General features: G+C 64.2%; 16 protein-coding genes and 1 pseudogene. 4 read left to right on the forward strand and 13 right to left on the reverse strand.

Annotated elements, in window-relative coordinates:
* Positions 1-175: 175 nt before the first annotated feature.
* The 3 genes from EET13_RS07375 to EET13_RS07385 all read right to left on the reverse strand — a co-directional run bounded on the left by EET13_RS07375 (position 176) and on the right by EET13_RS07385 (position 2,021).
* Entirely contained in the window at positions 176-577 is a 402-nt protein-coding gene (locus tag EET13_RS07375; RefSeq protein ID WP_122441661.1) for an Rv3143 family two-component system response regulator, read from the reverse strand.
* A gap of 128 nt (positions 578-705) precedes the next feature.
* Entirely contained in the window at positions 706-1,401 is a 696-nt protein-coding gene (locus tag EET13_RS07380; RefSeq protein ID WP_168991073.1) for a class I SAM-dependent methyltransferase, read from the reverse strand.
* A complete protein-coding gene (locus EET13_RS07385; protein ID WP_122441663.1) occupies positions 1,398-2,021 on the reverse strand; it encodes a DedA family protein in 624 nt (207 codons plus the stop codon). The genes EET13_RS07380 and EET13_RS07385 overlap by 4 nt, the downstream gene beginning before the upstream one ends.
* A gap of 541 nt (positions 2,022-2,562) precedes the next feature.
* On the opposite strand from EET13_RS07385, the gene EET13_RS07390 reads away from it, so the two are divergent.
* Complete coding sequence (locus EET13_RS07390) at positions 2,563-3,828, forward strand: PPE family protein (RefSeq protein WP_122441664.1); 1,266 nt, start codon at positions 2,563-2,565, stop codon at positions 3,826-3,828.
* Positions 3,829-3,843: 15 nt separating this feature from the next.
* Here the strand turns inward: EET13_RS07390 and EET13_RS07395 are convergent, their stop codons facing one another.
* Positions 3,844-4,377: a YceI family protein gene (locus tag EET13_RS07395; protein WP_122441665.1), complete on the reverse strand. Its 534-nt coding sequence runs from the start codon at positions 4,375-4,377 to the stop codon at positions 3,844-3,846.
* Between the two features lie 106 nt (positions 4,378-4,483).
* On the reverse strand, positions 4,484-4,885 hold the full coding sequence (locus tag EET13_RS07400) for a nuclear transport factor 2 family protein (protein WP_122441748.1): 402 nt from the start codon (positions 4,883-4,885) through the stop codon (positions 4,484-4,486).
* Positions 4,886-5,273: 388 nt separating this feature from the next.
* Here EET13_RS07400 and EET13_RS07405 point away from each other — a divergent pair, with 388 nt between their 5' ends.
* Positions 5,274-7,253, forward strand: coding sequence for a PPE family protein (locus tag EET13_RS07405; RefSeq protein ID WP_122441666.1), 1,980 nt, complete (start codon positions 5,274-5,276; stop codon positions 7,251-7,253).
* 35 nt (positions 7,254-7,288) lie between these two features.
* Positions 7,289-7,813: pseudogene (locus EET13_RS31260) on the forward strand (PPE family protein); the annotation flags it as partial.
* Positions 7,814-12,764: 4,951 nt separating this feature from the next.
* Here EET13_RS31260 and EET13_RS07415 read toward each other — a convergent pair.
* From EET13_RS07415 to EET13_RS07450, 8 genes are read right to left on the reverse strand one after another with little or no spacing between them, the layout of a single operon-like run.
* Complete coding sequence (locus EET13_RS07415) at positions 12,765-13,103, reverse strand: DUF6285 domain-containing protein (RefSeq protein ID WP_122441668.1); 339 nt, start codon at positions 13,101-13,103, stop codon at positions 12,765-12,767.
* Positions 13,100-14,047 (reverse strand): phosphotransferase family protein, encoded by a 948-nt coding sequence (locus EET13_RS07420; protein ID WP_122441669.1) that lies wholly within the window; start codon positions 14,045-14,047, stop codon positions 13,100-13,102. Before EET13_RS07420 ends, EET13_RS07415 begins: the two co-directional genes overlap by 4 nt.
* A 14-nt stretch (positions 14,048-14,061) precedes the next feature.
* The gene (locus EET13_RS07425) at positions 14,062-15,300 is read right to left on the reverse strand and encodes an acyl-CoA dehydrogenase family protein (RefSeq protein WP_122441670.1); all 1,239 of its coding nucleotides are present in this window, start codon (positions 15,298-15,300) and stop codon (positions 14,062-14,064) included.
* Between the two features lie 11 nt (positions 15,301-15,311).
* Positions 15,312-15,932, reverse strand: a complete 621-nt coding sequence (locus EET13_RS07430) for a TetR/AcrR family transcriptional regulator (RefSeq protein ID WP_122441671.1) — start codon at positions 15,930-15,932, stop codon at positions 15,312-15,314.
* Entirely contained in the window at positions 15,932-16,828 is an 897-nt protein-coding gene (locus tag EET13_RS07435) for a hydroxymethylglutaryl-CoA lyase (RefSeq protein ID WP_122441672.1), read from the reverse strand. The genes EET13_RS07430 and EET13_RS07435 overlap by 1 nt, the downstream gene beginning before the upstream one ends.
* Entirely contained in the window at positions 16,825-18,033 is a 1,209-nt protein-coding gene (locus tag EET13_RS07440; protein ID WP_122441673.1) for a CaiB/BaiF CoA transferase family protein, read from the reverse strand. The genes EET13_RS07435 and EET13_RS07440 overlap by 4 nt, the downstream gene beginning before the upstream one ends.
* Positions 18,030-19,211: an alpha/beta hydrolase gene (locus EET13_RS07445; protein ID WP_122441674.1), complete on the reverse strand. Its 1,182-nt coding sequence runs from the start codon at positions 19,209-19,211 to the stop codon at positions 18,030-18,032. The genes EET13_RS07440 and EET13_RS07445 overlap by 4 nt, the downstream gene beginning before the upstream one ends.
* A 1-nt stretch (position 19,212) precedes the next feature.
* Positions 19,213-20,316 carry a homogentisate 1,2-dioxygenase gene (locus EET13_RS07450; RefSeq protein ID WP_122441675.1) on the reverse strand — a complete coding sequence of 368 codons (1,104 nt, stop codon included), beginning with the start codon at positions 20,314-20,316 and terminating at the stop codon, positions 19,213-19,215.
* Positions 20,317-20,666: 350 nt separating this feature from the next.
* Between EET13_RS07450 and EET13_RS07455 the strand changes: the two genes are divergently transcribed.
* Positions 20,667-22,592: a PPE family protein gene (locus EET13_RS07455; RefSeq protein ID WP_122441676.1), complete on the forward strand. Its 1,926-nt coding sequence runs from the start codon at positions 20,667-20,669 to the stop codon at positions 22,590-22,592.
* Positions 22,593-22,596: the final 4 nt, after the last annotated feature.

Genomic DNA, 22,596 nt, shown 5'->3' on the forward strand with positions numbered 1-22,596 from the left:
GCGCCTCGGGTAGCAGGGCTGTGGATGGGCACGAAGCCGCGAAAGCGATTGGCGCGGTCAACCGGTGGTCGCAATCGGGCCGCGACACCGCGATTCCGACGGGCCGGCCGCTCGCTGCCCGAGGGCGGCTCATATGGCGGCCTGCTCGGTCGGCCGTCAGCTTCTGCGCAGTCGCTTAGACCGCCGGCGCGCGCAGCAATCCCAGCACTGCGCGGCCCAGCATGATCGGGTCGATCGGATGCGGAACTGCCGCCTCGGCCCGGGACCAGCTGGCCAGCCAGGCGTCATCCGGGCGCCCGGTGAGCACCAGAATCGGTGGGCAGGTCGAGAGTTCGTCTTTGAGCTGTTTGGCGATTCCCATACCCCCGGCGGGTGTCGCCTCGCCGTCGAGGATGGCCAAGTCGATGCCGCCTTCGTCCATCTGCCGTATCACCATCGGTGCGGTCGCAATTTCGACATAGGTCAATTCCGGCAGATCAGGATGCAGCTGTTTGCCCAGCGCACGCATCACCTGTTGGCGGGTTTGGACATTGTTGCTGTAAACGAGGATCCGCAGGGCGTCGCTGGAGTCGGGCACGGTGGAGATGCTACTTGTGCTCGTCGGCCGTCGATATCACGGCGGGCATCGAGACGATCGGGCTGTGACGTCCTCGTGATGGGCGCGGCGGTGGGTGAGTGGTGCGGCGGGGCTCGCACAGCGAGGTCCTACGCACTGAGTGTGTTCCAGTCAGTTCCCGTGTTTCCCCCGGCGCCGCCCGCCGGCGCGGTCAAATGGTGTACCCGGGCGGGCGGAACGTTGCGCAGAACACTCTCGTGGGTGACCTGGTGCTCGCTCATGTGCGACAACATGAGCTGCTCGACACTGCTGACGCGAACGCGCTCGCTCCCGCGTGACAGGGTTTTGCGGATTTGCCGGAGGTACAGGTATTCGACGTAGCTGAGTACCCCTCCGGGCTTGAGTAGCCGGGTGTAAGAGTGGAGGATCTCCGCCACGGTGATCGCGGGGAAGTTGCTGTGGGGCAGGCCTGAAATGATGAAATCGTATGGCTCAGCGGCATCGAAATTCTGGAACGGCAGATTATGGATATTGGTGAAATCGCTGATCGCCTGCCAACGTGGTTCGGTGGCAAAACGTCTCTGCAACATGCGGACAAAGGCGTCATTGATTTCCACCACGTCCAATACGTCACCCGGGCGCAGGTGTTCGACGATTCGGTCAGTGAACGCGCCGGTGCCCGGCCCGCAGTCCAGAACGCGGATAGGTGTTGGACCGCGGCGGCGAAGGTGCCGGGTGATGGCCCGGGCCAGGTAGCGGGTGCTGGGCGTCACTGCTCCGGTGGTCTCGAACTTGGTGCAGAACTCGCGAAGAAACAGGGTGGTGACAGGAGGCCGTCGACTCATCGTGCCTTTCCTTGCAATCCAGGCCGGTGCGCGCTCAATTGCACGCGCCAACGCTTCCAGACGCCGTAATACAAGCTGGCGGTCGCAGCCGACAGCAGCAAGATCGCAGTCGCCGCCCATTCCGACCGATGAATCAGCCTGCTGACCCATCCAGCGCCGAGATAGCTGAATAGGAAAAAAGTGCTCACGGCCAACGTCCCGCCTACCAAATCGCACATCAGAAAACGGCGAAAGTCCATTCGTAGGGCACCGATTGCCAGATACAGCGGAGTGCGCATCCCGAACACGAATCGCACGAGCAAGAACACCTTCACGCCATGTTGTTGCAGGATGCGTCCGACGTGCGCTGTTCGATCGCTGTCGACCAACCGCGCAAACCAGCGATGCCGTCCCAGACGTGTCTGACCGAGCGACCTGCCCATCCAGTACAGCGCGCAGTCGCCGACCAACACCCCGGACAGGCACGCCAGCATTGCCAGACCCGGCTGCAGCCGGGCCACCGAAGGTGAGCTCAACACGCCCGCCGCGACGGTGACCACTTCTTCCGGAACGGGAATGCCGGTGGCCGCAAAGAGCGGCAACAACCAATACGAATGATGCGAGGCGATGAACGTTTCCATCGCTTCAGCCCCACGTCTGGCTAGCGAACGACAGGCGGCGCTTCGGCTCGCAACCAGATGCAGCACACCGGACCCGGGTGCTTTCACTATCCAAAGTTGTTGGCATTACTGCAATCCCGCCTCCGTGTGCGTATCGACAGGTTCGCTCGGGGCGGGTTTGTGCGCCGCCCCGGGGCTAACGGACGTGATCGAGAGACGCAGGGCAGACCATTGTCTATAGAAACAAATGCCGTATCGCAGATAAATTAGAACGTCTGTCAACCAAAGTTGTCAATAGCGAGTGTGATCGTCGTACGGCGGTCTCCGGACAGGCGGAGTCACCTCTCGGCGCTGACGGGAACCCGCCCGCCCGCGTGTGGCGCGGCCGTCGGCCGCTGGCGCCCCGGATTCGCGGGTCCGCGCTGCTGGGACGAGCCTGTCGCGTGGGGCAACGGAGTGGAAATGATGAATGTAGCGCTAAGCGGTGAATCGGCGGTCATTTGTCGTTACGCTGTGCCCGGGGTCGGTATAAACCGGCAAGCGATTCTGGAGGACTCGTGCAGTGACTTTTCCAATGCTGCCGCCGGAGATCAACTCTTTACGGATGTTCATCGGTGCGGGTACGGCGCCAATGCTGCAGGCGGCGACCGCATGGGCGGGACTTGCCGAAGAGCTGGGGGCCGCGGCTCAGTCGTTTGCGTCGGTGACGTCGGGCTTGGCGGGTCAGGCCTGGCAAGGCCCGGCAGCGGCGGCGATGGCGGCCGCGGCAGCTCCGTATGCGGCGTGGCTGAGTGCAGCCGCGGCACAGTCGGCTGGCGCTGCCGGACAAGCCAGCGCCATGGCCAGCATGTTCGAGGCGGCGCAGGCGGCAACGGTCCTTCCGGGAGCGGTGGCGGCCAACCGTGATTCATTCGTGCAACTGGTGATGTCGAATTTGTTCGGCCAGAATGCACCGGCGATAGCGATCGCGGAGAGCATCTATGAAGAGATGTGGGCGGCGGACGTGTCTGCCATGTCGGGCTACTACTCCGGGGCGGCGGCACTGGCATCGCAGCTGGTGCCGTGGCAGAGCATCCTCAAGGGCCTCCCGGGTCTGGGCAGCGCCGGCGCCGCGGGCGCCAGCGCCGGCAGTGGCGTCGCAGGTGCGGGCAGCGTCGGCGGCGGCAGCGGGGACGGTGCGAACGTCGGCGCCGGCAACCTTGGCAATGCAAGCGGCGGCGCGGTCGTCGGGGACACGAACAATGTCGTCAATGCCGACCCCGGCGGCGGCCTGTCGCAGGCCGACCCGATGTCCGGCAACGTAGGCCCAGGCAGTGCCGGCAGCGGCCATGTCGGCAGTGCGAGCCTCTTGGCCGGCGGTGCCACCAGCGTAAACGGCGGTGCCGTGGGGCCCGGGATGATGGGTGTCCCGGTGCCGATCCCGACCACCGGTGGCAATCAGTCGGGGTCTGCTGGCGTGAGCAGTGGTGCAGGAAGCACCGGAAATGCCGTCGCGCAGACTCGGGCACCCGAAGCAGCGGCCCCGCCGGCGCCCGAAGTCGAGGCCGCGGCCCCCCACATGGGGGTTCTGCCGAATGCGGATCCCGAAATTGCCGCGAAGGCGGCCCCGGCCCCCGTAGCGCGGGTAGCGCAATCGACGGGCTCGGGAATTCCCGAATCGGCGTTGCGACCACGGGCCACCGATGCGTCGCCTCGGTCATCCACCAAAGAGGACCAACAGGCTTCGGAGGCGGAGGATAAGCCGGTTTCGCTACGGCCGGAAGCCGAACCAGGGAAGCTGCGACCTCGCGCAAAGCAAGACGCGGGGATTCAGATGCGTGGTGGCTGAACGGATTTCGTTCTGCTAGGGCGCCTTTACAAAGCAGACCTCGCCCGCAGCGGTCGCCGTCGCAGCCATTACGCCGAACTTGTTCCAGCGCAGCCCGAATTGGGCTCGGTCGAGCTCGGCTTCGCCTGATATGCGCACCGATCCGTCGCTGAACTCTGTCACCGTGACCGGCAGGGTCACCGGGTCCGTAATGCCTTTGATCGTGAAACTGGCCTGCAGGTCGGCGTGTTTGCCCTTGGTCGGGTGCAGCGCGGTAACCACAACCCGGATCTGTGGGAAGCGTTCCACGTCGAAGAAGTCAGCGGACAGTAAGTGCTTGTCGCGCAGGCGGATACCGGTGCGTAGCGAGGCGACGTCGACCTCGAGGTAACCGGAGACTACGCCGTCGTCAGTCAATTCGCCGCGTGCGGTGAACTTGGTGAATTCGCCTTTGACCGTAAGCAGGCCCCACATGTTTTTGATCTTGAAGGTGACTGCCGAGTGATTGGGAACAAGACTCCATGCCCCGACGGCATCGGGATCGCTGAGCAGCGTTTCGAGCGTTGTCATCGTTGTGCCTCACTGTATGTCGGGCATGGCGCCCACCCGGTTGTTGTCGGTCCCTGTGTGGTGTACCCGCACCTGCGGCGTCGGTCGCAGAAACCCCGAACTCGGGTCACGCCAGCAAGGGTGTAAGGCCGGCCGGATCGAAATACTCGTCGATCCGGCGTATCAGACCTTCGGTATCCAGCTTGATCACGATGCAAACCCGTATGGCGATCGATCGGCCGCCTTGGCCGGCAGCACGTAATACATGCTGTTGGACGAAGCCCCTACCGGACCCGTCATCGAAAACGTGGCGGTCCAGAAGCTCATAGCGGCGCGCCGTGGTCGCCGAGATGAACCAATCGATAACGCGCAGTGCGCGTGCCTTGTCGTCGTCCTGACGGGCGCCCGCTCGCCACACCGCGATGTCGTCGCTCCACATGCGGGCAACTGCCGCGCTGTCGCCGCCCTCGATGGCAGTGAACAACCGGTCAGCCAATTCGGCGATGGTCTCGGCGGTCGACGGGGGCATGAGCACGGTCCTATTCCTTGGTGTCGTGGCGTTGCCGTAGCTCGGTGAGCGACGCCCTAGCGATGCGGACCGGTGTGAGCGGGCGATAACTATGTCAGCAGCGCTGACCGGGTGCGACCGGTCCGGATCACGTCAAGGCCAGACTGCCAATGCCGCATAGGTCGCGCGTTGTCCTTCACCGTCCGGATTCGACGATACGCACGGCCTCGGAGGCCGTTGCTGCGACATCTGCGGTACGGACCGGGGTGCCGCCCACATGCCGGCGTTGCCTTCTCGAGCAATTCGCCGGAACCGCTGACAGCCTGGCAGCGTCGGTGCAACGGTTGCTCAGGCCCGTGGTCACGGACACGTCGGTCGGGGCAGGTCGGCTGAAGAAGGGCAAGAGTGGATGAACTTTTCGGTGTTACCACCGGAGATCAATTCGTTGCGAATTTTTTCCGGAGCCGGTGCGGAATCGATGCTGGCAGCGGCTTCGGCCTGGGATGGACTGGCCGCTGAACTGGCCGGTGCGGCGTCGTCGTTTTCGTCGGTGACGTCGGGGTTGGTCGGGGATTGCTGGCAGGGCCCGGCCTCGGCGGCAATGGCGGTTGCCGCGGCGCCCTACGCTCGATGGCTGAGCGCCGTGGCAGGTCACGCGTCAGGGGCGGCGACCCAGGCTCGCGCCGTGGCCGATGCGTTTGACGCGGCGCGGACGGCCACCGTGCACCCGTTGATGGTGGCGATCAACCGTAATCGGTTCGTGCAGCTGGTGGTATCGAATGTGCTCGGCTTGAATGCGCCGGCGATTGCCTCGGCCGAGGCCCAATACGAGCAGATGTGGGCACAGGACGTGGTCGCGATGCTGAGCTATCACGCTGACGCGTCGGCCGCGGCGGCCGCGCTGACACCGTGGCATCCTGCGCTGCAAGGCATTTCCGGCCTCTCGGGTTTGCCCAGCCCCGTAGACGTGTCGGCGTCCTGGATCCGGCCGGCGGCGTCCGCCGTATCGGGCGGTTCGAGTGCGGCGGCCGGCACCAACATCTCGCTGCCAAACCTGGGTTTCGGCAATACCGGCAGTGGAAACTTCGGCTCCGGTAATACCGGCGATTTGAACGTGGGCAGCGGCAACAACGGCAACGTCAACCTGGGCAGCGGAAACAACGGCAACGTCAATAATGGCAGCGGCAACCACGGCAACGTCAACCTTGGCAGTGGCAATGTCGGCAGCCTCAACATCGGCAGCGGTAACGCCGGCAACAACAACCTGGGCAGCGGAAACAACGGGAACGCGAACCTTGGCTTCGGGAATGTCGGCGGCAATAACTTCGGCAGTGGAAATATCGGTGGCGGCAACCTCGGTTTCGGGAACGGCGGTAGCAATAACTTTGGCAGCGGAAACATTGGCAGCGGGAACCTTGGTAGCGGGAACAGCGGCGATCTCAACGTGGGCTTCGCTAACACTGGCAGCTACAATATCGGCTTTGCGAACACTGGAAACAATAATATCGGCATCGGGCTCACCGGCAACAATCAAATTGGATTCGGCGGCCTGAACTCCGGCACCGGAAACGTCGGCTTGTTCAATTCGGGCAACGGCAACCACGGCATCTTCAACTCGGGAAGCGCTAACTTGGGTTGGCTGAACGCGGGAGTGGGAAACTGGGGTGCTTGGAACTCCGGCGCGGGCAGTACCGGCTTTGGCAACTCAGGTACCACGAGCACCGGCTGGTGGAATTCCGGTTCATACGATACCGGCCTCGGTAACGCCGGCTCCAGCAATGTCGGTTCCTTTAATGCCGGCAGTCATAACACCGGCTGGTTCAACTCGGGGCCCGGCGGCACGGGCGATTACAATTCGGGCGACAGCAACTTTGGGAGCTTCAACGCCGGCGACGTGAATACCGGAGCCTTCAATGGAGGCTCAGTGAACACCGGATTGTGGAACTCGGGCCATACCAACACCGGTGCTTTCAACTCCGGGAGCTTGAATACCGGCTTCGGCAGTTCCATCATTCAGCCGATGGCTAACTCCGGGTTTGGGAATACCGGCACAGGCAATTCGGGCTTCAACAATTTCGGTGACAACAACTCGGGTTACGGCAACGCCGGTGTGACCGGTGGTCCAGGCCAAAGCAATTCCGGTATCGGGAACCAAGGGGCGCAGCACTCCGGCATTGGGAACACCGGATCCAACAACGATTCAGGCTTCGGAAATACTGGCTTTTACAATGTCGGCTTCTCCAACACCGGAGACAATAATTCCGGTTTCGCAAACCTCAACAACATTGTCGGCGGATTCAACTCGGGCGCTGGAAACGTCGGCAACAGCGACTCCGGTGGCTTCAATATCGGTACCGGTTGGGCCGGCTTTTTCGGCGGCAACTTCTGAAGTCGAGTAGGGCAGCTCGGAGAGGATAGAGTGCAATGAACTTTTCGGTTTTGCCCCCAGAGATCAACTCGGCGCAGATCTATGCCGGCCCTGGATCAGCGCCGATGCTGGCGACTGCGGCCTCGTGGCAGCGGCTGGCCGACGAATTATCCTCGGCAGCAGCGTCATTCGAGTCGGTGACCTCGGCGTTGGTCGGCGATTCTTGGCAGGGCTGGGCGGCGACGGCGATGGCGAGTGCCGCCGCCCCGTACGCGAGCTGGCTGAATGTCGCCGCCGCCGGGGCGCAGAGCGCGTCCATGCAAGCCGGTGCGGCGGCGACGGTGTTCGAGGACGCGCTCGGGGCCACTGTGCATCCGGCGGTCGTGGCGATCAACCGGAATCAGCTCGTCCGGCTCGCCCTGTCGAATCTGTTAGGTTTGAACGCTCCGGCGATCGCAGCCACCGAGGCGCACTACGAGCAGATGTGGGCGCAGGATGTGGCAGCCATGTCGGGCTACCACGCTGGGGTTTCAATGGTGGCCGCTCAGCTCACGCCGTGGCAGGGGGCGCTGCAAACTCTTCAGGGCAGTGCGAACGGAACCATCGCGGCCGTTAGCAGGGCCAGCACGGCTGAATTCCTGAATCCGGTGAACCTCAGTGTGTCGTTCAGTGGTCTGCAACTTGTGCAGCTCGGCACCGCGCATGCTGACTCGACTTTGGGTGGCCTGGCGGTCGCCCTGGGTCCCAATAGTTCGGCCAGCGCTACCGGATTGCTGGACGGGGCCTGGTCTTTGGGCAGCGCGACTGGCGCCAGCAGTAGCGGCTTTTTCAATGCGGCGTTAGCTGTCGGCGACACCAGCACCGCTCAGGCCGGCGGGTTGCTGACCGCAGCTTCGGTTTTAGGTAGCGGCAGTAGTGCCGCAACCGGTGGTTATGTGAATTTCGCTGGGGTTGTCGGTGGTGGCAATCGGGTTGGTGTGGTGGACGGTGTTGGTAGCGGTGGGTGGGTGTTGGGTAATGACAACGTGGTTGATGTGGGTGGTGTGCTTTCCGGTGCGTTGACTCTTGGTAGCGCTAACAGCATGGGTGCTGGTGGTTATGTGAATTTCGCTGGGGTTGTCGGTGGTGGCAATCAGGTTGGTGTGGTGGACGGTGTTGGTAGCGGTGGGTGGGTGTTGGGTAATGACAACGTGGTTGATGTGGGTGGTGTGCTTTCCGGTGCGTTGACTCTTGGTAGCGCTAACAGCACGGGTACTGGTGGTTATGTGACATTTGCCGGAATTCTGGGCAATAACAACCAGGCCGGTGTGGTTGACGGCATCGCTAACGGTGCTTGGGTGTTCGGTAACCACAACGCAGCCCACGCCGGGGGCGGGTACTTCAACGCCGCAACAGTGCTCGGCAACAACAACAGTATGGTCGGAGTCGGAGCCAACGGAACTGGTTCCGTCGCGCGGACCAATATCGCGAGCTTTGCCACCGTCGTGGGGAACAACAACAGCACGGTTACCGTGGGCGCCAATGGCAACGACGCTGTCGCGAACACGAACATCGGAACCTTCGCCACTGTCCTCGGCAGTAACAACAGCGCAGTTACCGCGGGGGTCAATGGAAACGGTGCAGTCGCGAACACCAACGTTGGAACCATGGCTACTGTGCTTGGAAACAACAACAGCGGTGTTCAGGCCAGCGTCGCCGGCCAAACCAATGTCGCCACCGCCGCGACGGTGTTTGGCGACAACAACGTCGGCGTGCTAGTCGGTTCCGACGGCAACCTCAATATCGCAACGCTCGGCAACGTGATCGGCGACGCCAACAGCGGAGTCGCGGCCGGCGCCGACGGTGACACCAACGTCGCCACCTTCGCGACCGTTGTCGGCAACGGCAACCATGGGGCCGGCGCCGATGCTGTCGGCCGCCTCAACGTCGCCACTTTCGGCACTGTTATCGGCGGCGGCAATGAGGTCGCGGCGGGCGCCAACGGCGACACCAACATCGCCACCTTCGCCAGTGCCGTCGGCAACGGCAATCATGACGTAACCGCTGCCAGCGCAGGCCATCTCAATATCGCCACCTTCGGTACTGCCGTGTTCAACGGCAATCATGAGATCGGTGCCAGCGCTAGCGGTGACACCAATATCGCCACCTTTGCCACCGTGGCAGGCAACGCCAACGGTGATATCACCGCCGCGGCCGTCGGCCGTACGAATATCGCTACCTTCGCTACCAGCACCGGCCTGATAAGCGTCGGGAACGACGGCGTCAGGGCCGCGGCTGACGGTGACTTCAACATCGCCACCTTTGCCAACAACATCAGTATCATCGGCAATGGCAACCAGAACATCGAAGCCAGCGCCAGTGGTACCGGCAATATCGCCACTTTTGCAACGGCATTCGGCAACGCGAACGATGGTGTCACCGCCGGCACTGACGGACAGGGCAACATCGCGACATCTGCAACCGTCTTTGGAAATGCCAACATGGGCGTGGCGTCCAGCGCTGCGGGCACCGCAAATATCGCCACTTTTGCCACCAATGCCGGTCTAATCGGGAACGCTAACAACGGGATCGAAGCCAGCGCTAACGGCACCGGCAACATCGCCACGTTTGCCACCAACGTCGGATTCGTCGGCAACGCGAACGACGCCGTCAAAGCCAATGCCACCGGTGGCGGTAACATCGCCACCTTCGCCAGCGTCGTTGGCAGCGGCAACCAACAGGTGGAAGCCAGCGCAATCGGGAACAACAACATTGCCACGTTGGCCGGGGTTTTTGGCAACGGCAATGATGGGGTCGAAGCCACAGCAAGCGGCAACGCCAATATCGCTACGATGGCCACCTCGCTCACTCTCTTTGGCGAGGGCGACAATTCGGTTGCGGCCAGCGCCAACGGCCAAGGCAATATCGCGACGGTCGGCACCGCCGCTACCATCTTCGGCACTGCCGGCAACGTGGTCGAAGCCGGTGCCAACGGTGGGGGTAACATTGCCACCTTTGCCAGCGCTTTCGGCGACAGCAATGGTGCCACTGCAAGCGCCATGGGCGACAACAACATCGTCACCTTTGCTACCGCGGTGGGTAACGACAACGGTGCGGTTCTGGCCAGCGCAACCGATCGCGCCAATATCGCCACATTCGCCACCGCGGTCGGCAATAGCAATGCACCCACCGCGCAGGCCGTGGGAGACGGTAACATCGCGACTCTCGCGACCGTGGTCGGCGACCACAACGGCGGGGTGCTGGCCAGTGCTAACGGCACCGGCAATTACGCCACGGCAGCCACCGCGGTCGGCAATGCCAACACCGCGGTCGAAGCCACGACCGACGGGGTGGGCAATATCGTCACCTTCGGCACCGCGGTCGGCGATGCGAATGCGCTTGCGGCCGAGGCCAACGGCACGACCAATATCGGGACCCTTGCGACCGTAATCGGTGACCAGAACAGCGGGGTGCTGGCCAGTTCCAACGGCATTGCCAATTACGCCACCCTCGCCACCGTCGTCGGAAATGGAAATACTGGCGCCGCCGCAACCTCCAATGGCGACACCAATATTGCCACCGTTGGGACGGTTGTCGGCGACAGCAACGCGGTGGCGGCCGACGCGGCCGGCCACACAAACATCGCCACTCTGGGCACCGCGGTGGGCGATGGAAACAACGGAATCGCAGCGACTTCCGATGGCAGACGCAATATTGCAACCGCCGCCACCGCGGTTTTCGGTGACAACCATGGGATTATGGCCTCCGCCGCTGGTGCCACGAACATTGCGACTGCGGCTACGGTGGTGGGGGATCGTAATGCTGCGGTGTTGGCCAGTGCGCAGGGGGTGCGCAATATTGCCACGGCGGCCACGGTGGTGGGTAATGACAATGTGATTGATGCTGCGAGCGCTATCGCGTTGGGGCAGAGCAATGTTGGTACGGCGGCCACGGTGGTTGGTGATGGCAACAGTGGGGTGGCGGCTAGTGCGGATGGTCGTATCAATGTGGCCACGGCGGCCACGGTGGTCGGTGATGGCAATAGTGGAGTTACGGCCAGTGCTGCTGGCGGTGTCAATGTGGTGACGGCGGCGACCGCGGTTTTTGATGGGAATCGGGCGATTTCGTCGACTGCTGTCGGGGATACGAACATTGCGACGGCGGCCACGGTGGTGGGTAACGCCAACGATGGGGTGGCGGCCAGCGCTGATGGCGGCCTCAACATTGCGACGGCGGCGACGGTGGTGGGTGCCGATAATGGTGGGGTGGTGGCGGGGTCGAGTGGTGATACGAACATTGCGACTGCGGCTACGGTGGTGGGGGATCGTAATGCTGCGGTGTTGGCCAGTGCGCAGGGGGTGCGCAATATCGCGACGGCGGCCACGGTGGTGGGTAATGACAATGTGATTGATGCTGCGAGCGCTATCGCGTTGGGGCAGAGCAATGTTGGTACGGCGGCCACGGTGGTTGGTGATGGCAACAGTGGGGTGGCGGCTAGTGCGGATGGTCGTATCAATGTGGCCACGGCGGCCACGGTGGTCGGTGATGGCAATAGTGGAGTTACGGCCAGTGCTGCTGGCGGTGTCAATGTGGTGACGGCGGCGACCGCGGTTTTTGATGGGAATCGGGCGATTTCGTCGACTGCTGTCGGGGATACGAACATTGCGACGGCGGCCACGGTGGTGGGTAACGCCAACGATGGGGTGGCGGCCAGCGCTGATGGCGGCCTCAACATTGCGACGGCGGCCACGGTGGTCGGTGATGGCAATAGTGGAGTTACGGCCAGTGCTGCTGGCGGTGTCAATGTGGTGACGGCGGCGACCGCGGTTTTTGATGGGAATCAGGCGATTTCGTCGACTGCTGTCGGGGATACGAACATTGCGACGGCGTCCACGGTGGTGGGCAACGCCAACAATGGGGTGGCGGCCGGTGCGGATGGCAGCCTCAACATCGCGACGGCGGCCACGGTGGTGGGTGCCGACAATGGTGCCGTTGCTGCTAGCGCCGTCGGCGACAACGACTTCGTCACCGCTGCTACCGTCGTGGGCCGCGGCAACAACGGGGTCGCAGCCGCCGCCGTAGGCGGCAACTTCGCCAATGCCGCCGTGGTCGTCGGCGGCGACAACACCGACGTCCATGCGCAAAGAGGCCACTTCAACGCCGCGGTCGTCGTAGGAAACGACAGCACCGCCTTCGCGGGGGGCGAAACAGGCGACGAAGGCAATCGCGACCTGGCGATCGTCGTCGCCAACAACGCCCAGGCTCGAGCATTCAATGGCAACAACGACATCGCAATCGCCAGGGCAGACGGCGCATCGGCGATCGCAGGTCCCGGCGACAACATCGTGGACATCCAGCCGCCGTTGTTCTCATTACTAGTGGCGGGCTTGCGTGGATTATTCTCCTAAGCCATCTCGACCGGTGCACGCCGGTCGCACCGGCCGGCGGTGGAGCGAAGCGGCGAAACGCACGCGGGTGAGCATCGAGCGCCCACCCGGGCGGTCAATCCAGTCCACCGGGCGGCGACAACGCAATCGGCACCGCCGACGCCGCCTATTCGCTGTCGTATCCGGGATGAGCGACCGCCAGACGATGACGTACCAGTGTGTGCAGGCAGGCCATGACTTCCTCGTCGCGGCCGTCCAGTTCACCGGCCCGGATCGCAGCGGCAAGGGCGGCCTCGTCGGCGAAACCAAGGTCGGCCAGCGCGGTCCGGACTTCGGCATCACCGGAACTCAGCAATTCACGCTCGACCATGCGCAGGGCGTTGGCGGCAACGCGGGCATGGAAGTTGACCTGCCCGCTGGTCGCCTCCCGCACGTCCCCTTCCAGGAAGTCGGCGACGGCGGCCACGAGCTCGGCAGCGGTGGGCCGGCCGTGAAGCCCGGTCATCGTCCGGCCGCCTCGAGCAGCTCGAGCAGATCCCACTCGTTCTCACAGACCCGGCGCCCTATCGCCGCCAACTCGACCGATCGGGTCCGACCACTCAAGTGGCGCTCCGCCTGGTATCGACAGATGACACCCCAACGCAGGGTGGCCAGTACCAACCACCAGCGAAACGCCGCCCGATCGACGGTGGCCCCGCCGGCTTCCTCATACGCCTGCAACAGGCTCTCGATGCTGCCCAGCCCGCCGGCGCCAAGGCTCGCCGGAGCCCCGAACCGCCAGGCCCGCACACAAAACCAGGCCAGGTCCTCATATGCCTCCCCGACATGCACCAGCTCCCAATCCAGAACGGCCGCAAGGTCGGAGCCGTCGACCATGAGATTTCCCATCCGGAAGTCGCCATGCACCAGAACGGCTGTCGAAGGCGGTGGTCGACGCGCCGCAAGCCAGCGGAAGGCCCATTCGAAGGTGGCGGTGGTGTCGCCCATGGCATCGAGCCGGTCACGCCACTGCTCAACCGGGTCCTCTCGGACGAGACCCAGGCCATTCCACTCGGCGCGGTGAATCGCGGCCAGTGCTCGCGCGCATTGGCGCAACAGCCGTGTCCGGCCGGGATCATCGAGTTGCCGCTGGATGCGCCGGACAATGGTTTCGCCTTCGACCTCTTCGCAGATCAGGAACGGATTACCCAGTGCCGCAGGCGAATCGTCGGCGAGCAGAATATGCGGCACCGGCGCGCCCGCGGCTGCCGCGGCGGCCTGGACGCGGGCTTCGAGTTCCATACCGGCGTGCACGTCGTCGGGCGGGCCGATGCGCAGAATCAGCGGTCGACGCTCGGCGCTCACGACGGCGTCGAACGCCGACGTGGTCCTGCTGGCGCCGCCGGTGAGCATCCGCAGGTTTTCGATCGCCACCTCGGCGCCCAGCAACGGGCTCAGCAGCGCGGCCATGTCCTCCGACAGAGTCACTTCTTGCCGAACTTGAACAGCCGCTGCGCAACCCGGCGGATCTGAATCTCCTCCGCGCCCTCGGTGATCCGATAGCGGCGATGATGGCGGTAGATGTGCTCGAACGGTTCGTGACGGCTATATCCCACTCCGCCGAAGACTTGCATGGCCCGGTCGGCGGCCTCACAGACCAGCCGGTTGGCGCGGTAATTGGCCATTGCCACCTTGTCCGACACTTCCATGTGGTGATTGCGATCCAATTGGTCGGCCGCGTAGTACACCAGCAGCCGCACCATCTGCGCCTCGGTCTGCAACTCGACCAGCGGCCACTGGACAGCCTGGTTCACCGACAATGCCTTACCGAATACCCAGCGTTCGTTGGCGTAGTCGACGGCCCGGTCGATGCAATACTGGGCGGCGCCCAGGCTGCTGGCCGCCTGACGAATCCTGTTCTCGTGCAAGAATGTCTGGCCCACCTCCAAACCACGGTCGACCTCGCCGAGGACGGCGTCACCGGATACCCGGACATCCTCAAGTGCCACCTCGCCGTGGTCGGTCGGCATGTTGAGCGTCCACCAGTAGTACGGCACGGTGAAGCCGGGCGTATCGGTGGGGACGAGAAACGCGGTGATGCCACGGGCCTGACCGGGTTCGCCCGAGGTTCGGGCGAACACCAGATCATGGGTGGCGCGGTGTACACCGGTGTTGAACCGCTTGGCGCCGTTGATCACCCAGCTGTTGCCGTCGCGCTCGGCACGGGTCTCGAGCCAGGTGGCATCCGAGCCGTGATTGGGCTCGGTCAAACCGAATGCCATCGACCGCTCGCCGGTGATCAGCGCCTCGGTCCACTCCTTCTGCTGCGCCTCGGTGCCGAATCGGTCCATCATGATGACCTGGGGGAAGTTGCCGACGATGGAGGACTCGTTCTGCAAGTCGTTGTGCAGCCCGAGCCCCTTGTGCGCCAGATGTTCCCGGATGACGGCCATATCGACGTTGGTTCCGTCGCGGCCTCCGAACCGCGACGGCAGGCCGTAACGCAGCCAGCCCGACTGGTCGGCGCGCCTGCGCATCTCGGCCAGCAGGTCCTCCCACTCGCGCCGGGGGACGCCACCGTTGTCCCAGTCGGTGCGGGCATGCTCGCGGCGGTGGTCGAAATACTGGATGTGCTGGCGTTCTAGCGGTTTGATCTCGGACTCGATGAATTCGTCCATCTCGGCAAGCAGACCGGGAAGATGTTCTGGCAGACTAAAATCCACGATTGAGCTCCTTATGCGCCGTACAGAGTTTTCTTCCAGATCGTTGACAACGTCTTGATCGCATCCTCGTCGCTGATGTCCAGACGCAGATTTTCAGAGCCCGAGCGCCCCACGAACACGGTGGTGAAGTTTTCGAACAGCAGCGCGATCGCGGCGGCCGTGTGCTGCGGATGCAGCTCAGCACCGTAACCCTGCTCCTGAGCGCGGCGGACCGATGCGGCCACGATGTCCATTCCGAAACGCCGGAATTCGTTCTGCACGGCGGCGAAACGCCGTTGGGTGGCGGCCAGTTGGGCAACGGCGATCATGATGCCGATGTTTTGTTTGAAGATGTTCCAGTATCCGGTGACCACCGAGGTGAAGAACGTGTCGTCGTCGGGGGTATCCGGCAGATGCACACTCAGCCCGGACGGAGCGACAACGTCGTGCAGAAATGATTCGGCGAGCGCGGCCAGTAGGTCTTCTTTGTCGGAGAAGTACCGGTAGAACACCGCGGGCGACTTACCGGCGGCCGAGGTGATGTCGGCCAGAGTGGTTCCGTGAAAGCCGCGTTCGGCAAAGAGCTTTCGCGCAGCCTGTTCGATGGCCTGCCGGGTCTGGCGGCCCTTGGCGGTGAGTACGCCGGCGGCCATCAGTTCCGCATCCGGTCGCCGGCTCGTAACAACGCACCCGGCAAGTCATGGCCGACCACCGATTTCGCAACCTCGGCCGCGGCAATGGCGGCCGGCAGGTCGATGTCGACCTCGAAACCGCTGTCGGCCAGCAGATACACTAGATCCTCGGTGGCGATGTTGCCGGTGGCTCCGGGGGCGAACGGGCAGCCGCCAAGGCCGCCGACCGAGGCATCCAGCCGGGTGACACCGGAACAGACCGCCGCGTAGGCGCTGGCCAGGCCCGCACCCCGAGTGTTGTGGAAGTGTCCGCCCAGCGCAATGTCGCCAATCACCGGATGTAGCTGTGCGATCAGCGAACTCACCCGACCCGGCGTCGCGGTGCCGATGGTGTCGGCGATCGAGAACCGGTCCACGCCCAGGCCGCGGGCGACGGCGGCGATGTCGAGCACCCGCTGCGACGGGGTGGGACCGTCGAACGGACAATCCCATGCGGTGGCCACGATCACCTCGACGGTCACCCCGCTGCCGCGGGCGATGGCGAGGATCTCGCCGATCTGACTGGTTGCCTCGGCGCTGCTGCGACCGACGTTGGCCGCGCTGAACGAGTCGCTGGCTGCCACCACATATTCGATGGCGCGCAGGCCCGCCGCGATCGCCCGCTTGGCGCCGTTGGGGCTGGCTACCAGCGCGGAGAACTCGATGTCGGGATACCGGTGCAACTCGGCCGCGAGTTCGGCGGCATCGGCCATCGCCGGAACTTTGGACGGCGACACGAACGCCGTTGCTTCCATCTCACGCACTCCCGTGGCGGCGATCGCGACCAGCAACTCCAGCTTGGCCGCCAACGGGATCGGCTTTTCGATCTGCAGTCCGTCGCGCAGCGAGACCTCGCGAATGGTCACATGCTGGTTCATAGCACCCCCTCGGCGCGCAAATCGGTGAGCTCCTCGACGGTTTTGCCCAGCAGCCCGATATAGACGTCGTCGTTATGCCGGCCAGGGTGGGGGGGACCGGCGGCGCGCACCCTGCCCGGTGATTCGGAGAGTACCGGTACGATCCCTGGACCCAATACGGATCGTTCGACCCTCTCATCGTAATGTTCGACCAGCATGCCGCGCGCCCGTAGCTGTGGATCGTCGACCACTTCCGCGACGGTATTGATCGGCCCGGCGATCACGCCTGCGGCGGAGAGAGTTTCGATGATTTCGCCGGGCCGGCGCTCCGCGGCCCAGGCGCCGATGATTGCGTCGAGTTCGTCCTGGTTGCGGCCGCGCGCCCCGTGGGTGGCGAACCGCTCGTCGGTGACCAGTTCCGGACGCCCCATTGCCTTGCACAGCCGGGCGAATACGGTGTCCTGATTCGCGGCGATCACCACCCAGGAGCCGTCGGCACTGCGGTAGATGTTGGACGGCGCAATGCCTTCCAGACGGGTGCCGGACGGTCCGCGTACCACCCCGCCGACGTCATAGTCCGGAATCGTGGATTCCTGTACCGCCAAACAGGATTCGGTCAGGGCGACGTCGACCACCTGGCCCCTGCCGGTGACACCGCGGCGATACAGCGCGGCCAGCGCCCCCTGGGCGCCGAACATGCCGGCCAGGGTGTCACCCAGCGACAGTGCCAGCCGCGGCGGCGGACCGCCGGGGAACCCGTTGAGATGACGCAGTCCGCTGGCCGCCTCGGCCACCGAGGCGTATCCGGCCTTGTGTGCGTCGGGACCGGTTTGTCCGTAGCCCGACACCCGAACCAGAATGATGCCCGGGTTGCGTTCGCTGAGCACGTCGTAACCCAGGTTCCACTTTTCCAGCGTGCCCGGGCGGAAGTTCTCCACGACAATGTCGGATTTCTCGACCAATTCGAGAAAGAGCTCCCGGCCGCGCGGACGTCGCAGGTCAAGGGTGACGGCCCGCTTGTTGCGGGCATGCACGGTCCAGAACACATGGTGCCCGTTGAGTTCGGCTTGACCCCAGGTGCGTAACGGATCCGGGGCACCTGGCGGCTCCACCTTGATGACGTCGGCGCCCATGTCGCCGAGCAGCCGCCCGGCGAACGGACCGGCGATCAAGGTGCCGAGTTCGAGCACCCGGATGCCGTCTAGCGGTCCGGTTGGCGCCGTCACCGCGTGCCCGCGAAGTCGTGTCGGATGAGCCAGTCGGTCACGACGTCGACGGCATGTGCCAGCTTGTCGCGCTGGTTGGGCCCCGCGTAATAGTGTGTGGCACCGGGGATTTCGTATATCTCCTTGTCGGAATTCCCGATCGCGTCGAAGAGCCGCCGGGTATGGCTGGGCGTACAGGCGTCGTCTGCCAGGTTACCGATCACCAGTGCCGGGACGGCGAGATCACGCGCACATGCTACGCCGTCGCCGCGGGCATCGTCATAACTCCACTGGGACAACCAACTCCGTAACGAGCAGAACCGGGCCAACCCGACCGGGCTCATGTTCACCACTCGCGGATCACCCAGATAGCAGGTGCCCGGGGTGCGTTCGTTGGGATCGACGGTCGGGTCGAGCCACCTCGGGTCGGCCATGGTGCCGTGCACGACGAAGCAGAACTCGTCATCGGGGCAGCCCCGGGCGGCGAGTTCGGCGAGCTTGTCCTTGACCCAGGCGGTGATTCGGCGATTTCGGTCGATCTGAGCCTGCCGGTACCGCGCCAGGAATTCCTGGCTGTAGGGCGGCTGGTTGGGATTATCCGGGTGGTACAGATCCAATTCGGGATCGCGCTTGGTCGGGTCGGTTTCGTCGAGGATCGACGCGTCGAGCCATTCAGTGAGCGTGCCGTGCCGGCTGACGTGCGCGGCCAGCAACATGATTCCGTCCGCGGCGGGAAGGTCGAGCCGGGTCAGGTCGGGACCGTCGCCGGAGGGGCTGGAGGTGACGGTCGCGTGCTGCGCCTGTTGTTGGTAGAACATCGATAGCGAACCGCCGCCGCTCCACCCGGCCAGCACCACTTTCTGGTATCCCAGCCTGGCTTTCGCGTCCTTGATGCACTCGCCGAGGTCCTCGACCACCTTCTCCATCAGCAGCCCTGAGTCGGTGCCGCGAAACCGGCTGTTGCAGTAGATGACGTGGTGGCCGGCCCGGGCGAGCGCGTTGATCATCGGCAGATATGCGCCGCCGCCGATCGGGTGCATGAACACCAGTGCGGTGTCCGACGGCTTATCCGAGGGCCGCAGCAGATAGCTTTCCAGCACGGTGATCTCGGCCAGCCCGCCATAGACATCGCGGACGCCGGAATTGTTCTGGAAGGCAACGAGGTAAGGAATTCGCTGATAGTCGTGACGGGTCGTCATGTCAGTGCTGCCCTAGGTCGTGGGCCAGCATCTCGGCGCACGGGGTGAGTCGCCGGCGGGTATCGATGGCGATCACCTGCCAGTCGACGGTCGAATATTCGTCGAACTTGCGACGGGCGCGTTGCCGTGCCTTTTCCGGTGCCCCATGGTGAACGCCTTGGGGGGCATGGGATATCAGCCCCGGCGGCATCGGAATGCCGTACAGCGAACCGCCGTGGAAGAAGGCGATCTCGTCATAGTCGACGTTGCGGTGATACCAGGGTGTGCGTTCCGTGCCGAGGATGCCCTCGGCGGGTTGGGGCAGGAAGTTCATGACATAGACCTCGGTGGCCTGCATGAACAGATGCACTGTAGGGGGCAGGTGGACGCTGTTGGAGGTGACGACGTTGTAGTCGCCGATGTTGAAGGTGAACGGGAAGTTGTCGCCGCGCCAGCCTTCGACGTCGATCGGATTGTGTTGGTAGTAAAGGCTTGTCGGGCCGCCCTCGGCAAGAGGCCGGTGGATTAGCCGCACCTCGTATTGGTCACGGCCATCGTCGTCGATCGGTGCCGGCTCCGGGATGGTGATCTGCGACGGGTCGAACGGGAAGTGCCGGCCCAGCGCGCCCGGCGCCGGCACCCGAAATTCGTCGGCGGCCTCGACCATCAGCAGGGTCGTTTCGCTGTCCGGTATCTGGCGCCAGGTGCAGGCCTTGGGGATATAGACCCAGTCACCCTCCCGGTAACGCAACGGGCCGAACTCGGTTTCGGCCATGCCGCTGCCCCGGTGGACGAAGCACAGCAAGTCGCCGTCGACGTGGCGGGTGTAGAACGGCATGGCCTGGTGGCGGCGGCTCAGCAGAATCCGGCAGTCGATGTTGTGGAACATCAGCAGCGGACCGCCGTTGGCATCGGTGGCGTCGCTGGGTTTGAGGTCATCGGATAGGACGTCGAGGGGTCGCAGCGGGCCGACCGCCCGATACGCGGTGGGGTCGTGGCGGCGGTAGATGTTGGCGGTCCGTCCGGTGAATCCGCCGCGGCCCAGTTCGTCGTCCTTGAGCCCGTCGAGATCGGCATGCAGGCGCCGCGGTGTCCGGCCCTTACGCAGGTGGACAAAGGATTCCATACGGTGGCTCCAGGGGGTCGGGCAGCTACGGGGGAATTCGGCGACACAAAACTGAAAGTGATATTACTTTTCTTTACGCTGGATGCAAGGGCCCCGCTCCGTGCGGTCGGCGCCGGCACGGCCGTTGACTAGGCGCCGGCGGCGCACGCGGCATCGGCTCGACCAGCCGAATCGCCGGACGGTGCCGTGATGCACAGGCCTCCGGTCCAATGCGGTTGACGCGAGGCGACTTCGACTGTGCACAATGTCAACCAAAGTTTTCTAAAACCGCAACGGCCGGTGACAAACGCGGTTACGGTACGCCGCAGTTGTCTACGCATGTTGACGTTCTGAGGGGCAGGTGGGGTGTGATGGAGTTCTTGACGTTGCCGCCGGAGGTGAACTCCGCGCGGATTTTGCGCGGCCCCGGACCGGCGCCGCTGCGGGCCGCGGCGACGGCGTGGGCGACGCTGAGCGAAGATCTGGCCTCGAGCGCGACTGCGGTGTCGTCGGTGATTTCGGAGATTAGCGGTTCCGCGTGGCAGGGTCCGGCGGCGGCGGCGATGGCCGCGGCGGTGGCCCCGTACCCGGGCTGGCTGGGGGCCGCGGCGACGAGGGCGGCAGCGGCCGGTCGTCACGCCGCAACGGCGGCTGCCGCCTACGAGACGGCGCGGATTGCCACGGTGCCGCTGGAGATGCTGGCACAGAACCGGTCCCGCCTGGTGTCGCTGGTCGCAGCCGATGTCCTGGGGCTCAACGCGCCGGCGATCGCGGCCACCGAGGCCCACTACGAGCAGTTGTGGGCACAGGATGTGGGCGCGATGGCGGGCTACTACGCCGGTGCGTCGGCGGCCGTCGCGCAGCTGACACCGTGGCAGACGTTGCTATCGACCCTGGAGAGCCCGGTGCGCGGCATGAAGGCGGCCGAAGCCGCTGTCTCGGCGAGCAGCCCCAGCGCATCGACAGCGGCAACCGGTGTCACTTTGGTGATCGGCGGCAGCGGCTATCCGATTCCGTCGCAAAGCTATGTGAACACCGTGGTTGCCGACTACGTCACCCCCACCTTCCCGGGTTTTACCACGGCTAACGCGCAATCTTTATACACGCCTGCGCAGTCGTATTGGATCACCGGCGTGAAGACGCTGACCGAAGACGCGTCGTGGGCTCAAGGCCTTACCATCCTGGACAACGCCATCCACGCACAGCTGGCCGCCGGGAACAACGTTGCCGTTCAGGGCTTCTCGCAAGGCGCCGGCATTGCGTCGCTGGAAATGGCGAACCTGAAAGCCCAAGGGGTGCCGACGAGTTCGGTGAGTTTCTCGCTGATTGGTGATCCGATGAATCCTAACGGTGGCCTGTATTCCCGCTTCGACGGGCTGACGTTGGCGAGTATGGGCAAATCCTTCCCCGGCGCGACACCGTCCAATGACTACCCGACCGTCATCTACACGATCGAGTACGACGGATTCGCCGATTTTCCGCAGTACCCGCTAAATTTGGTGGCCGACGCCAACGCCATGCTCGGCGCACTGTATGTGCACCCGCAGTATCCGGTGCTGACCCCGGCGCAGGTCGCTACGGCTGTGCAAATGCCGACGCAGGGGCCGACCACGACCACCTACTACATGATTCCCACCCAGAATCTGCCGCTGCTCGAACCGTTGCGTGCACTACCCCTGGGAAATGCGGTCGCCGATCTGATTCAACCGGATCTGAAGGTGATCGTGAACCTGGGTTACGGCAACCCCGACTACGGCTATTCGACGGGGCCGGCCAATGTGCCAACCCCGTTCGGGCTGTTCCCCGACGCCAGCCCGGGCGTTGTCGTCGCGGATTTGATCGATGGGACGAAGCAGGGGATCGGCGCTGCCGCAGCAGATCTCGGCACATGGCAGGCCCCGGCAGGAAACCCAGCGCCAAATCCCTTCGCGCTCAGCGACTTGACGCCGCCCACCGTCGCCGCACCCACGATCGACGGCATCATCCAGGGTCTGCAGACCGGGAACGCCAACCTCACCAACGTCGTCACCAGCGCGACGTCGTCGGCTTACGCGACCCTGCTTCCGACCGCAGATACGTTGAGCGCCATCCTCGTTTCCCTGCCGTCCTATGACGTCAACCTCTTCCTCGACGGCGTCAGGCAAGCACTCGACGGCGATCCCGCGGGCATCATCAATGCGATCGGCTATCCGATTGCCGGCGACACGGGACTGCTCACATTCCTGAGCTTCTTCCTTGCGTACGCCTACTATGGCGCGGCCAAATCGATTGCCGGCGATTTCGCGTCGCTGATCTGACGGT

This window comes from Mycobacterium attenuatum (assembly GCF_900566085.1).
Taxonomy (GTDB): domain Bacteria; phylum Actinomycetota; class Actinomycetes; order Mycobacteriales; family Mycobacteriaceae; genus Mycobacterium; species Mycobacterium attenuatum.